The sequence below is a fragment of the Halorubrum sp. C191 genome, from assembly GCF_002727095.1.
Classification (GTDB): domain Archaea; phylum Halobacteriota; class Halobacteria; order Halobacteriales; family Haloferacaceae; genus Halorubrum; species Halorubrum ezzemoulense.
Window position 1 is genome coordinate 138,952 of the sequence record NZ_NHNZ01000051.1, and the last position, 15,289, is coordinate 154,240.

General features: G+C 71.0%; 15 protein-coding genes and 1 tRNA gene. 7 read left to right on the forward strand and 9 right to left on the reverse strand.

Annotated features, from left to right (window positions below; translation table 11 throughout):
- Positions 1 to 33: 33 nt before the first annotated feature.
- The gene (locus tag Z052_RS04645) at positions 34 to 234 is read right to left on the reverse strand and encodes a hypothetical protein (RefSeq protein WP_049932821.1); all 201 of its coding nucleotides are present in this window, start codon (positions 232 to 234) and stop codon (positions 34 to 36) included.
- Positions 235 to 424: 190 nt separating this feature from the next.
- On the opposite strand from Z052_RS04645, the gene Z052_RS04650 reads away from it, so the two are divergent.
- Entirely contained in the window at positions 425 to 1,534 is a 1,110-nt protein-coding gene (locus Z052_RS04650; RefSeq protein ID WP_049932822.1) for a GTP-binding protein, read from the forward strand.
- 315 nt (positions 1,535 to 1,849) lie between these two features.
- Positions 1,850 to 3,037: a redox-regulated ATPase YchF gene (locus Z052_RS04655; protein ID WP_094520420.1), complete on the forward strand. Its 1,188-nt coding sequence runs from the start codon at positions 1,850 to 1,852 to the stop codon at positions 3,035 to 3,037.
- A gap of 43 nt (positions 3,038 to 3,080) precedes the next feature.
- On the opposite strand, the gene Z052_RS04660 is transcribed toward Z052_RS04655, so the two are convergent.
- Positions 3,081 to 3,548, reverse strand: coding sequence for a GNAT family N-acetyltransferase (locus Z052_RS04660; RefSeq protein WP_089307856.1), 468 nt, complete (start codon positions 3,546 to 3,548; stop codon positions 3,081 to 3,083).
- 137 nt (positions 3,549 to 3,685) lie between these two features.
- Between Z052_RS04660 and Z052_RS04665 the strand changes: the two genes are divergently transcribed.
- Both Z052_RS04665 and Z052_RS04670 read left to right on the forward strand, forming a co-directional pair.
- Positions 3,686 to 4,516: an amidohydrolase family protein gene (locus tag Z052_RS04665; protein WP_094520419.1), complete on the forward strand. Its 831-nt coding sequence runs from the start codon at positions 3,686 to 3,688 to the stop codon at positions 4,514 to 4,516.
- 72 nt (positions 4,517 to 4,588) lie between these two features.
- Entirely contained in the window at positions 4,589 to 5,104 is a 516-nt protein-coding gene (locus Z052_RS04670; RefSeq protein ID WP_094520418.1) for a DUF371 domain-containing protein, read from the forward strand.
- A 31-nt stretch (positions 5,105 to 5,135) separates the two neighbouring features.
- On the opposite strand, the gene Z052_RS04675 is transcribed toward Z052_RS04670, so the two are convergent.
- The gene (locus Z052_RS04675; RefSeq protein WP_049932827.1) at positions 5,136 to 5,735 is read right to left on the reverse strand and encodes a CoA pyrophosphatase; all 600 of its coding nucleotides are present in this window, start codon (positions 5,733 to 5,735) and stop codon (positions 5,136 to 5,138) included.
- A gap of 143 nt (positions 5,736 to 5,878) precedes the next feature.
- Here Z052_RS04675 and proS point away from each other — a divergent pair, with 143 nt between their 5' ends.
- The 3 genes from proS to Z052_RS04690 all read left to right on the forward strand — a co-directional run bounded on the left by proS (position 5,879) and on the right by Z052_RS04690 (position 10,035).
- Positions 5,879 to 7,354 (forward strand): proline--tRNA ligase, encoded by a 1,476-nt coding sequence (proS, locus tag Z052_RS04680; RefSeq protein ID WP_086216640.1) that lies wholly within the window; start codon positions 5,879 to 5,881, stop codon positions 7,352 to 7,354.
- A gap of 152 nt (positions 7,355 to 7,506) precedes the next feature.
- Positions 7,507 to 8,685 carry a hypothetical protein gene (locus Z052_RS04685; protein WP_099288860.1) on the forward strand — a complete coding sequence of 393 codons (1,179 nt, stop codon included), beginning with the start codon at positions 7,507 to 7,509 and terminating at the stop codon, positions 8,683 to 8,685.
- Positions 8,686 to 8,793: 108 nt separating this feature from the next.
- The gene (locus tag Z052_RS04690) at positions 8,794 to 10,035 is read left to right on the forward strand and encodes a hypothetical protein (protein WP_094520416.1); all 1,242 of its coding nucleotides are present in this window, start codon (positions 8,794 to 8,796) and stop codon (positions 10,033 to 10,035) included.
- A 339-nt stretch (positions 10,036 to 10,374) separates the two neighbouring features.
- Here the strand turns inward: Z052_RS04690 and Z052_RS04695 are convergent.
- The 6 genes from Z052_RS04695 to btuC all read right to left on the reverse strand — a co-directional run bounded on the left by Z052_RS04695 (position 10,375) and on the right by btuC (position 15,231).
- A tRNA-Thr gene (locus tag Z052_RS04695) sits at positions 10,375 to 10,447 on the reverse strand.
- Positions 10,448 to 11,016: 569 nt separating this feature from the next.
- On the reverse strand, positions 11,017 to 11,406 hold the full coding sequence (locus Z052_RS04700; protein WP_086216236.1) for a peptide ABC transporter ATP-binding protein: 390 nt from the start codon (positions 11,404 to 11,406) through the stop codon (positions 11,017 to 11,019).
- Positions 11,393 to 11,614: a hypothetical protein gene (locus tag Z052_RS04705; protein ID WP_049932832.1), complete on the reverse strand. Its 222-nt coding sequence runs from the start codon at positions 11,612 to 11,614 to the stop codon at positions 11,393 to 11,395. Before Z052_RS04705 ends, Z052_RS04700 begins: the two co-directional genes overlap by 14 nt.
- Before the next feature lie 84 nt (positions 11,615 to 11,698).
- Positions 11,699 to 12,694 carry a class I SAM-dependent methyltransferase family protein gene (locus Z052_RS04710; RefSeq protein ID WP_094520415.1) on the reverse strand — a complete coding sequence of 332 codons (996 nt, stop codon included), beginning with the start codon at positions 12,692 to 12,694 and terminating at the stop codon, positions 11,699 to 11,701.
- A 75-nt stretch (positions 12,695 to 12,769) separates the two neighbouring features.
- Positions 12,770 to 13,942, reverse strand: coding sequence for an ATP-binding cassette domain-containing protein (locus tag Z052_RS04715; RefSeq protein ID WP_394338379.1), 1,173 nt, complete (start codon positions 13,940 to 13,942; stop codon positions 12,770 to 12,772).
- 122 nt (positions 13,943 to 14,064) lie between these two features.
- Complete coding sequence (btuC, locus tag Z052_RS04720; RefSeq protein WP_049932834.1) at positions 14,065 to 15,231, reverse strand: vitamin B12 ABC transporter permease BtuC; 1,167 nt, start codon at positions 15,229 to 15,231, stop codon at positions 14,065 to 14,067.
- Between the last annotated feature and the right edge of the window lie 58 nt (positions 15,232 to 15,289).

Genomic DNA, 15,289 nt, shown 5'->3' on the forward strand with positions numbered 1-15,289 from the left:
GAAGGAGGGGAGAGGGGCGTCGTCGGGAGCGCGTCACGCGACGGCGACGCCGTTGCGCGTGAGGTAGTCGCTCGCGGCCTTGATTTCGACCGGGCTGCCGATGATCCGGTACCGTTCCGCCGTCTCGACGACGGTGACCGTGAACCGGTCTTCGAGGCACTCCCGGTGGCCGTCGAGCGCGTGGCGCGGGAGGACGATCTGCGTACTGTCGCGGAGGCTCGACGGATCTGGCATTCGGCGTGCCGAGTGATTATTCGTCGTCGATATAACCGTGTCGAAGTATCGGCGCGCCAACCACTCGTTCGGCGGCGACGCCCCCGTTCGCGGACCGCTGTCGGGGGATTCGATTCGCGGCGGCGACCCGACGACGGCCCGGCGATCCGAAGGAACACCTTTAACGAGCCGAGCGGCCGAGAGACGGGTAATGGGACTGGAGGAGGAAATCGAAGACCTCCGCGAGGAGATCGCCAACACGCCCTACAACAAGGCCACGGAGGCCCACATCGGGCGCCTGAAGGCGAAGCTCGCGGAGAAAAAGGAGAAGCTGGAGAACCAGTCCTCCGCCGGCGGCGGCCACGGCTACGCGGTCGAGAAGCACGGTGACGCCACGGTGGCCTTGGTCGGGTTCCCGAGCGTCGGCAAGTCGACCCTCATCAACGCCCTCACCAACGCCGACAGCGAGGTCGGCTCCTACGAGTTCACGACCCTCGACGTCAATCCGGGCATGCTGCAGTACCGCGGCGCGAACATCCAGATCCTCGACGTGCCGGGGCTGATCGAGGGCGCGGCGGGCGGCCGCGGCGGCGGGAAGGAGGTCCTCTCGGTCGTCCGGACCGCGGACCTGGTCGTGTTCATGCTCTCGGTCTTCGAGATCGAGCAGTACGACCGCCTGCGCGAGGAGCTGTACGCGACGAACATCCGCCTCGACACCGACCCGCCGAACATCAACATCCGGAAGACCCACAAGGACGGGCTCGGCGTGACGATGAGCGACGACGTGAGCCTCGACGAGGAGACGATCAAGCAGGTCCTCCGCGAGTACGGCTACGTCAACGCGAAGGTCACCATCCCCCACGACCTCACGATCGACGAGCTCGTCGACGCCGTGATGGACAACCGCGAGTACCTCCCCTCGATGGTCACCGTCAACAAGGCGGACCTCATCGAAAAGAGCTACCTGCCGACCGTGAAGGAGGAACTCCGCGACCGCGACCTCGACCCCGACGACGTGCTCTTCATCTCGGCCGAGAAGGAGCTCGGCCTCGACGGGCTCAAAGAGCGGCTCTGGGAGGAACTCGGGGTTATTCGGATTTATATGGACAAGCCGGGGCGCGGCGTGGACTACGAGGAGCCGCTCATCCTCTTCGAGGGCGACACCGTCGGCGACGCCTGTACGAAGCTGGGCGGCGAACTCGACGAGCGGTTCAAGTTCGCGCGCGTCTCGGGCGAGAGCGCCAAGCACGACGACCAGCAGGTCGGGAAGAGCCACGAGCTGGCGGACGAGGACGTGCTGCGGATAGTCGCGCGGAAGTAGATTTTCGACCTGACGGCGGCAGTAAAGCCGCTTGAAATTCCACCCTTCGTGAGACGCGGCCAGCGAGTCGACGGGGACTGCCGCCAAAGCCCCAGCCGCGTCGGCCGGCCGCCGCTTCGCTCCGGCCGCCCGACACCAGCGAGGGACCGTCGGTCCCTCTGGCAGCCGGCGCGTAGCGCCGGCGACCTCGCACGCGCTCCTCGCGCCCCATTGGCGCTCGGAGGCGCGCGCCACCGCACCATCGGACCGGCTCATATTCGATACGTCTCCGCGCCCGACCGAAAGGCGCTTTTCGCGGGGCCGCGACCGTCGGGTATGCTCACGGTCGCGCTCGCGGGCAAGCCGAACGCCGGCAAGTCCACCTTCTACACCGCCGCCACGATGGCCGACGTCGACGTCGCGAACTATCCGTTCACGACCATCGACGCCAACCGCGGGGTGACCCACGTCCGGACGCGCTGCCCGTGTCTCGACCGCGACGAGCGCTGCGAGAACGAGAACTGTCGCGACGGGAAGCGCTACGTCCCGATCGAACTGCTCGACGTGGCGGGACTGGTCCCCGGCGCGCACGAGGGGAAGGGCCTCGGCAACCAGTTCCTCGACGAACTGACGAACGCGGACGTCGTCCTGAACGTTGTCGACGCCTCGGGGGCCACGAACGCCGAAGGCGAACCGGTCGAGGTCGGGAGCCACGACCCCCTCGACGACGTGGACTTCGTCGAGGAGGAGATGGACCTGTGGCTCGCCGGCATCGTCGACCGCAACTGGGAGAGCGTCGAGCGGAAGTCGCGCTCGCCGGACTTCGACCTCGAAGCCGCGCTCTCGGACATGCTCACCGGCTTCGGCGCGACCGAGCGGGACGTGACCGCGGTGCTGCGCGGCTTGGAGTACCCCGACGATCCGAAGGCGTGGACCGACGACGACCGCGAGGCGCTCGCGCGGGCGGTCCGCCGGCGCACCAAGCCCATCGTCGTCGTCGCGAACAAGGTCGACGCGGCCCCCGACGACGCGGTCGAGCGGATCCGCGAGGGGACGGACAAGCCCGTGGTCCCGGCGACCACCGACGGAGAACTGGCACTGCGCCGCGCCGCCGACGCCGGCGTCGTCGACTACGACCCGGGCGACGGGTCGTTCGAGATCGTCGGCGACGTCTCCGACGACCAGCGCGCCGGCCTCGACGCCCTCCGCGAGTCGATGACGGCCCACGACGGAACGGGCGTTCAGTCGGCGCTGAACGCGGCCGTCTACGACCTGCTCGACCGGATCACGGCCTACCCAGTCCAGGACGCCGGCAAGTGGACGGACGGCACGGGCAACGTCCTCCCGGACGCGTTCCTCCTGCCCGCGGGGTCGACCCCGCGGGACCTCGCGTACGCGGTCCACTCGGACATCGGCGAAGGGTACCTCCACGCGGTCGACGCGCGCGCTTCGCGCCGGATCGGCGAGGACCACGAGCTGACCGAAGGCGACGTGGTGAAGATCGTCTCGACCGCCGGACCCTAATCGGGACCGCGGCGGGCGTCGATGGGCGCATCGCCCCCTCGCTTCACTCCACCGACCGCGCGTACGTCACCTGCTTGGGCTCGAAGCCCGCGTCCCGGTAGAAGCGCCGCGCGCCGTCGTTGCCCCACTCGCAGGAGACGGTGAGGTAGTCGCGGTCCGCCTCGCGGGCCAACTCCTCGACCCGCTCGACGACCGCGGTGCCGTACCCCTCGTTCCGGTGTTCCGCGTCGATTTCGAGGTTCACGATATCGAGGTACCGGCCCCGCTCTCGGGCGGGCCGGGTGCCCGTTTCGAGGGTGGTGAACCCGACCGTCTCGCCGTCGACGGCGACGAGGTAGTCGGTCACCGACGGGTCGTCGAGGTGCGCGCGGAAGCCGTCGTCCGCGACCGCCCCGGCGTCCTCGTGGCGTATCTCGTTCAGCGACGAGTACGCCTCCATCGCCGTCGCGAGGTCGTACCACCTGTCGGCGAGCGCGCCGAGGTCACCCTCGTCGGCTTCGACGAGTTCCATGTCGGCTCGGCGTGGCGAGGAGTCTTCAGCCTTGGCTCCGCGTGCGACGGCGTCGCGTGCCTTGGTCCCCGTCGCCCGCCGCCGTGCGACCGACAGGCACATCCGGATCGCCCGAGACGGACGGGTAGAGAGCGGCCATGCTCGGGCTCGAACACGACTTCCGGATCGTCGACACCCGCGCGACCCTCGACCCCGACGAGTCGTCGGTCGCCACCCACGGGCGGGACATCTCGCCGGAGCGACTGGAACGGGAAATGCTCCAGGCCGGGATCGTCCGCGCGGTCGCGAGCCCCGGCCAGCGCGCCGCCGGGCGGAGCTACCTCCGCGCGAACAACGCGGTCGCGCGCCTGTCGATCGACCGCCCGTTCGTCGCGTTCGCCCGGCTCAACGGCCCCCGCGACCCGGGGACCGGGCCCGTGTCGGCGGTCCGGAACCTCCGCGCCGAGCGCGGCGACCACCACGCCCGGCCGGACGACGTCGAGCAGTACTCCTACGACGACCGCTTCCACGGCTTCACGCTGGCCCCCCACGTCGACGGGCTGCCGAACGAGGACGTGCTGACGCGGCTGGAGGACGCCGACCTCCCACTCTTCGTCTACGCCGGCCGGAAATTCCCGCCCGAGGCGGTCGAGACGGAGCTGCTGGACTACGACCTGCCGGTCGTGCTGGGGAGCTTCGGCGGCTACCCGCTGGACGCCGACCTGATGAACGAGACGCTGGACCTGCTCGACGAGTACGACCGGGTGTACGTCGACACGAGCGCCGTGCGCTACCGAGAGGTGCTCGAACGCGGCGTGTTGGAACACCCCGACCGCGTCCTCTTCGGCTCTGGGGCGCCCGACGTCCACCCGAACGTCGGCGTGATGGAGGTGCTCACGCTCGACGTCTCCGAGGACCTGATGCGTCGCGTGCTGGCGAAGAACCCCGCCCGGCTCGTCCCGGCGCTCGCCGAGGGCGCCGACGTCTGAGGCGGGAGTCCCGGGCTCCGCCTTCGCCGCCGAAGCGACGGCCACTTGTCGCGCCGCGGCCGACCGGCGAGCATGAGCGACGCAGACGCCCCGAGCGAGCCCGCCGCGGGCGACGCCCTCGACGACGGCGAGCGCGACGTCGACGACACCCGCGTCGAAGTCGTCCGCGCGACGGGCCACGAGCACGTCTCCGCCGAGCACGCGAGCACGTTCGAACTCACGACCGACGACTGGCTCACCCCGGCGGGGGACTGTATCGTCGGCGTCGAGGCCGACCGGACCCCCCGAGACTTTTCGGCCGAGTTCCGCGAGGCGTGTCGGGACGCGGACGCGACGATCGAGGCGACGCTCGTCGTCGACGCGGGCGACGAGACGTTCGAGCAGACGATCACCGGCCGAGGCGACCCGGACCTCGCGCTGCTCGACGACCGCTCGATGGTCGGTCGGACGAGCGACTACACGGACGACGAGCGGACGATCCTCGTCGACGGCGACGGCGCCGCCGCCGACCTCGACCGCGACCTCGTCGCCACGCTGGCCGACGGGGCCGACCTCACGCTGCGGCTCGAAGTCGAGCCCGCCGAGTGACGCGGCCGGCCACGCCGTCGTCCACGAATGGCTAAATCGGGAGCTCGGCGTCCGCCCCGACCACGCGGTCGGGCTCGGCGGGCGCGCGCCAGTCGGTCGTCCGCTCCAGTAGCTGTACCACCATCCGGCCCGTCACGCCCCAGACGGTGTAGCCGCCGACGTGGAAGTAGTGGACGCGGTGGTCGCCGTACTCCGGGTGGTCGACGCGGCGTTCCGACTCGTAGTTCGCGGGGTCGGTGAGCGCGTCGACCGGGAGGACCGCCACCTCCGCGACCTCCGACTCATCCGGGACGTACTCGCGGTCGGGTGCGACGCCGACGAACGGCCGGACCGCGTACTGCGACGAGGTGCGCGTGTCGTCGAGCCGGCCGATCACGTCGACCTCCGACGACCGCATCCCGACCTCCTCGTCGGCCTCGCGCAGCGCGGTGTCCGTCAGCGTCCGGTCGATCGGCTCGCGGCCGCCCCCGGGGAAGCTCATCTGTCCGGGGTGCTCGCCGAGGTGCGCGGCGCGCTTGGTGAACAGCAGGTGGGCGTCGCCGTCGCGCGCGATCACCGGCGCCAACACGGCCGCCTCGCGCCGCCCGGCGAGCGACTGCGGCGCGTGGCGGCGCACCCCCGACAGGTCCATGGGCGACGTAGGCGACGCGAGGCGGTTAACGTTTCCCCGGATTCCATCTGTGCGGGACGTGACCGGGGTACACGTTCGGGGCGGACGCGGCGCTGCGGTCGGGTTCGGACCTTTTAAGCCCGCGACACCCGCTTTCGAGAGTAATGAGCGACGACGACCAAGAGCTCGGGATCACCGAGTCCAAGACGCACAACACGGGCGAGTGGTACGCCGAGGTCGTACGAAAGGCCGGCCTCGCCGACTACGGGCCGGAGGGGATGAGCGGCTTCATCGTCACCCGTCCGCGGGCGTACGCGGTCTGGGAGCGGCTCCAGGGGTTCCTCGACGCGAAGTTCAAGGACACCGGCGTCCAGAACGCCTACTTCCCGATGTTCATCCCCGAGTCGTACCTCGAACGGGAGAAGGACATCGTCGAGGGGTTCGATCCCGAGGTGGCGTGGGTCGACGAGGCGGGCAACAAGGAGCTCGAGGAGCGGCTCGCGGTCCGGCCCACCTCCGAATCGATCATCACGCCGTACATCAGCCAGTGGGTGCGGAGCCACCGCGACCTCCCGCTGCGCGTGAACCAGTGGTGCTCGGTCGTGCGCTGGGAGGCGACAGAGACGAAGCCCTTCTTCCGGACGAAGGAGTTCCTGTGGCAGGAGGGCCACACGGCGCACGCGACCCGCGAGGACGCGTGGGCGGAGACGATGACCCGGCTCGACCAGTACGAGTCCGTCTACGACGACCTGCTGGCGATGCCCGTCCTGAAGGGGCAGAAGCCGGACCACGACAAGTTCCCCGGCGCGGACACGACGACGACCGTCGAGGCGCTGATGCCCGACGGGAAGTCGGTCCAGGCGGGCACCTCCCACCACCTCGGGCAGTCGTTCGCCGAGGCGTTCGACATCACCTACTCGGACGAGGACGAGGAGGAGCGCGTCGCCCACACCACCTCGTGGGGGCTCTCGTGGCGCGCGCTGGGCGCGCTGATCATGACCCACTCCGACGAGCAGGGGCTCGTCTTGCCTCACACGGTCGCGCCCACGCAGGTCGTCGTCGTCCCCATCTGGCAGGAGGACACGAAAGAAGACGTCCTCGACTACGCCGAGGGCGTGGCCGACGACCTCGACGATGCCGGGATCCGGGTCGAGCTCGACGACCGCGACGAGCGCAACCCCGGGTTCAAGTTCAACGAACACGAGCTTAACGGGATCCCTCTCCGGATCGAGATCGGTCCCCACGAGGTCGACGACGAGGAGCTCACGCTGGTCCACCGGCCCGACGGCGAGAGCGTCGAGGTCGACCGCGAGGCCGTCGCCGAGACCGTCCGCGACCAGTTCGACGAGATATACGCCAAGCTGTACGCGACCGCGGAGGAGACCCTCGACGACGGCGTGCGCGAGGCCGACGACCGCGCCGAGATCCTCGGCACGCTCGGCCAGCACGGCGGCTACGTGAAGGCGCCGTGGTGCGGCGACGAGGCCTGCGAGGAGCCGATCAAGGAACCGATGGCCGCCGAGATCGTGATGGTCCCGTTCGACGACGAGGACCCCCTCGCCGACGGGGACCACGAGGAGACGTGCGCGATGTGCGACGACGCCGCCGAGCGGACGGCGTACTTCGCGAAGACGTACTGAGTCGCGACGGCGCGTCCTCCGCGGAGGCGACCCGCAGTTGTCACTCGTTTTTCAGGAATCGAGCCGTCCCGGTCTCGTCGGGCGATTAATCCGCGTTGATCCGGCTTAACGGAGTTCCGGATATATACGATCGGAGGGCATAAACGCCGGTAATGAACCGCTGGATTGCGAGTCTCGTCGTCGCGGCCGTCGCCGCGGCCCTGATCGTCGGAGCCGCCGCCGCCGCGCCGGCGGGCATGGTGACCGCACAGACCGACCCGGAGAACGGGAGCGGTGGGGACTCGGGCGCCGAGAGCGCGAGCGGCGTGAACGCGACGGGCGACCTCAGTCCCGGCGAGCGGCTCGCCGGCGTCGTCGGCGTTCAGGGCGCGGAGATCGAGGGCGAGGTCGAATCGCGAGCGTTCGAGGTCGCGCTCCGGGAGTCCGAGACCAACGAGAGCCGCGCCGCCGTCGTCGCGGAGCGGCTGAACCGGACCGCGGAGCGCCTCGCGGAGCTGGAACAGCGACAGGACGAGCTCCGCGAGCGCCGCGAGGCCGGGGAGCTGAGTCAGGGCGCGTACGCCGCGCGGATGGCGACGACGATCGCGCGGATCGAGACGCTCTCGCGGGGGCTGAACCGGAGCGCGAGCGCGGCCGCCGAACTCCCCGCCGCCGTCCGGAACGAGACGGGCGTCGACAACGAGCGGCTGGCGACGCTGCGCGAGCGCGCGAACGAACTCAGCGGCCCCGAGGTCGCCGCCATCGCCCGCGGCGTGGCGGGCAAAGACGTCGGCGGACCGGTCGCCCCCGGGCGGCGCGGCCCGCCGGGCAACGGGACCGCACGCGGCCCGCCCGTCGACGCCGGCTCACCCGGGATGGGGCGGCCCGGAGGAGATTCGGGAAATCGATCGGCCGGGCCGCCGGGAGCGAGCTCGGGGAACGGATCGATGGGAACGCCCGGGGCCGGTTCGGGAAAGGGTCCGGGCGGTGAGCCCGGTAACGGGTCCGTCGGACCGCCGGCGTCGGGGAGCGCGAACGGGACCGGAGCCGTCGCCGCGGACGGCCCGAACCGGTCCGACCCCCCGGGATCCGGCACCGCGACCGGCGGCGGAGCCGGCAACGCGTCGACCGGCGGTCCGACTGACCCGGGGAGCGAACCTGGGGGTGAAAGCGGGCCGAGCGATGACGCCTCCGACGGAAACGGTTCAAGCGACGACGCCTCTGACGGAGGCAGTTCGAGCGGCGCCTCCGACGGAAACGGTCCGAGCGGCGGCCCCGACGGAAACAGTTCGAGCGGCGGCGCGGGCGCCCCGCCGACGACCGTCGGCAGTCCGTCTCGCCTCGATGCGTGAAGTCGGTGGCGCCGTGAACCCGCACACACCCGCCGCCCCGCTGGCGGCGGCACCGCGTAGCCGTTCCGCATGGGAAGGAATTTACCGGCTCTCCGTGTGGCGTAGGACGTGAAGCGAGCGCCGGTCCTCCTCGCCGTCGTCGCACTCCTCGGGGCCGTCGGTCTCGCCCTCGCCGCCGGCGGCGCGGGCGCGGTCCCGTTCGAGGGCGGCTTCGCACAGATGGACGTCGAACCGGACGACGTGTCGATGGCGGTCGCCGTCCAACCGGACGGCGACGCGCAATGGACCGTCGAGTACCGGATCCGGCTCGGCACCGACGAGGAGGAGCGGGCGTTCGAGCAGCTTCGCGCCGACGTGGAGAACGACACGGACGCGTACACGGCCCGGTTCCGCGACCGGATGGCCTCGACCGCGGCGACCGCCGAGTCGGCGACAGGGCGCAACATGACCGTGTCGAACGCGACCGTCACCGCCGAGCGGCGCGAACTCCCGCAGGCGTACGGCGTGTTGACCTACCGGTTCGAGTGGACGAACTTCGCCGCCGTCGACGGCGACCGGCTGCGCGTCGGCGACGCAGTCGACGGGCTGTTCCTCGACGGCTCCTCGTCGCTTATCGTCTCGTGGCCGGACGGGTATCGCCTCGGAGAGACGACGCCGGAGCCGAGCGAGGTCCGGGAGGGGTCCGTCGTCTGGAACGGTCCGGTCGACTTCTCGGCCGGCCAACCGCGGATCGCGGTCGCACCCGCCGGGCCGCTCTCGGGGGTGCCGACCGCCGGGCTCGTCGCTCTCTTCGCCGTGCTCGTCGTCGCCGGAACAACCGCCTATCGGCGGCGCAACGCCGGGGACGACGGCGGAGAGGGAGTCGTCGCGACCGACACGGCGGTCGGAAGCGAGACCGCCGGGAGCGAGACTGCCGCGAGTGACGAGACTGCCGCGAGTGACGGGGCTGCCGCAAGCGACGAGTCGGGACTCGGCGGAGACGGCGACGCGGACACCTCCGGTGAGAGCGACGACGAGGCGGACGCGGCGCCGACCGTCGACAGCGACCTGTTGAGCAACGAGGAGCAGGTGCTTCGCCTCATCGAGTCACAGGGCGGTCGGATGAAACAGAAGCAGGTGGCCGAGGAGCTGGACTGGACCGCCGCGAAGACGAGTCAGGTGGTGACGGGGCTCCGCGACGAGGGCGACCTCGACGGCTTCCGGCTGGGGCGGGAGAACGTCCTCTCGCTGCCGGAGTTCGAGCCGGACGGGGATGCGAGCGGCGAGGACGCGGAGAGCGAGGTTGGCGACGACGCCGGGGGAAGCGACGCCGACGGAGGCGACGGGAACGACGCCGCCGGGAGCGACTGATCGGATCGACGACGGGCCGAGACCAGGCGGTGACAGATCCGGCTACAGATCCCGGGAACGGCCGATATGACACAGTTCACCGCCACACTCGCACTCGCCCGGCGAGTCCGTTCGCCGACCGCATTTGAAACACTCGTACACTTCTTCGCCGTGATGCTCGTATTCTGGTCGCATATCTGCGCATACGGCTCCATGGTACATAGACCCACACCTAATATTCTTTTGATAATATAAATCTGATATCGCACAGCGGTGACGGAACGATCAGAAAGAGGCCGATCACGGAGGACGACGGCGCGCACGGCCGCGGCTCTCGGTCGGAAGACGATTCGGTAGAAGAGCCGGAGGAGGGATTTGAACCCTCGACCTATTCCTTACGAAGGAATCGCTCTGCCAGCTGAGCTACCCCGGCGCTCATCACACAATTCCCGGACGGAAAAATAAGGGTTCCGAAACGGGGACGCAACGGGGACGCGGCAGGAGCCGAGCCGCGCGCTGGAAGTGGCGCGCGCCCGATACGAATAAGACGAACGTCACAATCGTTCCCATATTACATCTATAAACACACAGGAAACCAGAACACAATACAATTGTATAAGGAAAAAGACTAAATACTCGTTCGGACTTCAATTTGAATGTGCTGACACCGTCCGCGTGCCGAGACGGCGGGGATCGAATCCCTCGGCGGTGCGTGCCCGGTCGGAGCCCGTACCGGGCGGCAAGGGTCTCGTCGGTCGTCTCCCCAACCGCGACTCGGCGCGGCCGTCATCCCCAGTAGCGTTCCGCCGCGGCTACCGTGTGAAACGCGTCACCGACGCGCCAAGCGCAAAATCGCCTCTGGTCCGCCGACCGTCGCCGCGGCCGCTTGTCATGTGACGGGCCCCGGCCGCTCCGCCCCGACCCCCCTCGGGGCGGCGCGGCGTTTTCGCTGTCTCGACGACGGATCGCGAGCGGCGCCGCCGCTCTCCGTCCCGTTCGACGCTACGCGAACAGCCGCCGCGCGCGGCGCACCGCGGCGGAAAGGCCGCCGTATCCGGCGCCGACGACCCCCGCGAGGCGCACCTCGGCGGGCGCGACGCCGAGGCGGTGTGAGACCGGACCGGGGCGCGCGTCGGCGCCCGCGATCGCGACCGTTCGTCCGCGGACCCTGACCTCGGCGGTGAGGTCCCCCAGTCGCAGTTCCCTGACCGCGAGGTCCGAGGCAGCGTCGCCCGGGAGGCGGCGGGCGACGCGGAGGGCGTCACCGACGCTCTCTACTTCGAGGAACAGGCGCCGCTCGGTAGCGTGGACCGACACATCGACCCCGTCGACGGAGAGCGTCAGGTCGTCGGTCTCGACTGCGAGGGCGGCGTGAGACTCAGTCCCGCTCACGGGTCGTGACGCGGACGCCGCCGTCGACGCGCCACTCGGCGTGTTCGACGTCGTCTCCCGTCCCGCTCGGCACCTCGACGGTCATGTCCTCGAACTGGTAGTGTATCTCGGCGTTTCGACCGGTCAAGCGGTCGTAGAGCCCCATCGCCAGCTCCGGCCACGTGGTCGTCTCGTCGATTCGCTCTTCGGGGTCTGCGGCGTCGCTCATACGAAGACATGTTAGATAGTTACACTCATAAGTATATTCCCTGACGTGTCTGCCTCGGTTCGTCGGGCGCGCGGAGCGGCCGGATCAGTCGGCGTCGCGCGTCAGGCGAGCGTCGAGACAGACGTTGTGCTCGTGGGGGGCGTACGACCGGACGACCCGCTCGGTCTCGACGGTGACCGCGTAGTCGTCGCCCGCGGCCGCCTCGATCGCGCGCCGCCCCGGGCCGAAGGGGTCGTCCTCGTGTTGGATGTCGTAGTAGTGGATCACGCAGTCGTCGCCGGCGAGCGCGACGGCGGTGTCCAAGAACTCGTCCGCGGAGTGGGGGAGGTTCATCACGAGGCGTTCGGCGGTGTCCGCGTGGGAGTCGGCGAGGTCGCGCACGTCGCCGCTGATCGCGGTCACCCGGTCGGTGACCCCGTTGCGCGCGGCGTTCTCGCGGAGGTACTCGACCGCGCGCTCGTTGAGATCGCAGGCGACCACGTCGGCGCCGCGGGACGCCATAGGTACCGCGTACGGGCCCACGCCGGCGAACATGTCGATCGCCGACTCTCCGGGGTCGACCTGCTCGGCCACGCGGTGACGCTCGGTCGCGAGCCGCGGGGAGAAGTACACCGCGGCGACGTCGAGCGCGAACTCGTGGCCGTACTCGCGGTGGACCGTCTCCGTGTCGTCGCCGACCAGCACGTCCCAAGAGCGGACCCGCAACTCGCCCACGATCGGCGACGCGCGGTTGAGGACCGTCTCGCAGGGCACGTCGGAGGCCGCGACGGCGTCGGCGATCTCGCGGGCGCGCTCGTCGTCGTCCTCGTCGACGATGACGATGTCACCGAGCCGCTCGATAGAGGGCTCGTATCCCAGGATGTCGGCGGGCGTCGTGGGGCGGTCCCGTCGCTCGGCGTCGCGCTCGACGATCCGGTCGGCGAACGCAGCGGGCACTAGTTCGCGGTCCGCGACGGGGATGTAGATCGTCTCGCCGTCGACGGCGATCTGGTGGTCGCCGTCGAGGGCGTCGACGTCGGCGAGCCGGCTCCGGACGGTCTCGCCGCGCTCGCGGGCGACGGCGACGCAGGGGACGCTCATCGTCGGAGGGACGCGGTCGAGCGAATAAACGGTGACGCTTCGCGAGCCGGACGGCGGGGACCCGAGCGGCCGGAGTCACTCCGCCGGCTCGGCACCGCTCGCGGCCGCGACGGCGTCGAGCAGCTCCCCGTCGTCGACGTCGTCGGCGACGGGGACGACGCGGTCCGCGGCCGCCGCGACCTCGGCGTTCGGGCCGTTCGCTGTCGGGGCGACGTCGCCGTCCGCCGCGACCACGAGCGTCGCGTCGGCGTCGGCCGCGAGGTCGCGCGCCGCAGCGAGCGCCTCCGGGGAAGGGTCCTCGAATGGGGGCGCCGTCACCGCTGTCGCGCCCGCGTCCGCGGCGGCGCCGGCGGCCGCGTCTCCCTCGGGGACTACGCCGACGGAGGGCTCGTGGCCCGCGGCGGCCAGCCGGGCGACGACGCGCGCGCCCGACCGCCCCGAGCCGATCACGTGGACGCTGCGCGGCTCGGCGTCGCTCTCCGGGAACGCAGTGACCGCGGGCGTCCCGGTGGCCGGGTTACGACCGACGAACGCCTCGGCGTCGAAGGCCGCGCCGACGGCGGACGCCGATAGCACCGACTCGGGCGGCCCGGCGGCCTGAACCCCGCCGTTCGCGATGACGACCACCTCGTCGCAGTAGCGGGCCGCGGCGTCGAGGTCGTGGATCGCGGCGATCGCTCCCCGGTCGCCGCCGTCGACGAACTCGCGGACCAGTTCGAGCGTCTCGACCGCGTGGTGTACGTCGAGGCTGGCGGTCGGCTCGTCGAGGAGGAGGAGCGGCGCCGCCTGCGCCAGCGCCCGCGCGAGCAGCACGCGCTGGCGCTCGCCGCCCGAGACCTCGGTGATCGACCGGTCGGCGAAGCGCTCGACATCGGCGGCCGCCATCGCGGCGTCGACCGCGGCGTCGTCCTCGGTCCCGTGCGCGTCGAAGCGCCCGAGGTGGGGCGTCCGACCCATCTCGACGACGTGGCGCACCCGGAAGTCGAACGAGAGGTTCGTCGTCTGCGGGACGCTCGCGACGCGCCGACCGACCTCACGGGCCGACAGCGACGACGCCGGGTCGCCGCCGAGGCGCACGGTCCCGGCGTCCGGCTCGACCGCGCCGGTCACCGCGCGCAGCACGGTGGTCTTCCCGGCGCCGTTGGGCCCGACGAGGCCGACGAGCGAGCCGGGCTCGACCCGGAGGTCGACGCCGGAGACGACGTCGAGGTCGCCGAACGAGACGGCCACGTCCGCGGCCGACAGCAGCGGCGCGTCGCCGAACGAGAGCGCCGTGTCGGGGAGGGCCTCGGAACCGTCGCCGCCGCCCGCGGCCGACGCGGCGGAGTCGGCCGCGCCCGTCGTCTCGGCGTCGACGGTGGGATCCGCACTCACAGCTCCGTCACCTCCCGGGTCACGAGCAGGTAGACGAAGAATGGCGCGCCGACCGCGGCGGTGATGATCCCGACCGGGTACTCCGCGGCCGCGGAGCGCGCGACGGTGTCGGCCGCGACGAGGAACGTGCCGCCCGCGAGTGCCGCGGTCGGGAGCAGCGTCCGGTGGTCGGGCCCGACGACGAGCCGGAGCATGTGGGGGACGATGAGACCGACGAACCCGATCACGCCGGCGAACGCGACCCCGGCGGCCGTGACGAGCGCCGAGGCAGCGAGCAACACCCGCTTCGTGCGCTCAACCGCGATCCCCAGCCCCCGTGCCTCCTCCTCGCCGAGCAGGAGGACGTTGAGGTCACGGGCGTACGCGAGCAGCAGGAGGAACAGCGGCGGCACGACGGCGGCGGTGACGGCCACCTCGCTCCACGCCGCGCCCGAGAGGTGGCCCATCAGCCACGCGACGATCTGCCGGAGCGACTCCCCCGCTTGGAGCTGGAGGTAGGAGACGACCGCGCCGAGGAACGTCTGGACCGCGACGCCGGCGAGCAGGAGGGTGGCGACGGGAGTCCGGCCGTTCCGGGTCGCGATGGCGTACACGCCGAAGGCGGCGACCAGCGCGCCGACGAACGCGAAGAGGCTCGTCCCCGCGCCCCGCGAGAGCGCGACCTCGACGGGGCCGACGAGCGGGAGCGCGACGGTCGCGGAGAGCGCGGCGGGGAAGACGATGAACGCCACCGCGCCGACCGCCGCGCCCGACGAGACGCCGATGATCGACGGGTCGGCCATCGGGTTTCGGAAGAACCCCTGCATCACCGTGCCGGCGGCCGCGAGCGCGAAGCCGACGAGCGCGGCGAGCAGGATCCGCGGGAGCCGCACGCCCACGACGATCCGCTGGTGGACGGAGTCGACGGGGAACGCGAACGGCGACGCGAACGCGAGGTCGACGCCGGGGAGCGTGAGGGGACCGACGCCGGGGACCGGCAACGGGCCGACACCGCTCGCGCTCGCTTCGATTCCGGAGGGCACCGCGAGCGCGTTCAACACCGACTTCACCACCGTCTCAGGCGGGATACGGACGGGACCGATCGCGGCGCTGACGACGACGACGACTGCCAGCAGCGCGGCTATCGCCGCCGACCACGCCGCCGAGCGAGCCCAGGGTCGCATGCGTTCTCCAACACAACTTGTAGTAGATAAATACTTATTGGACGAGTCCGGTCCTCAA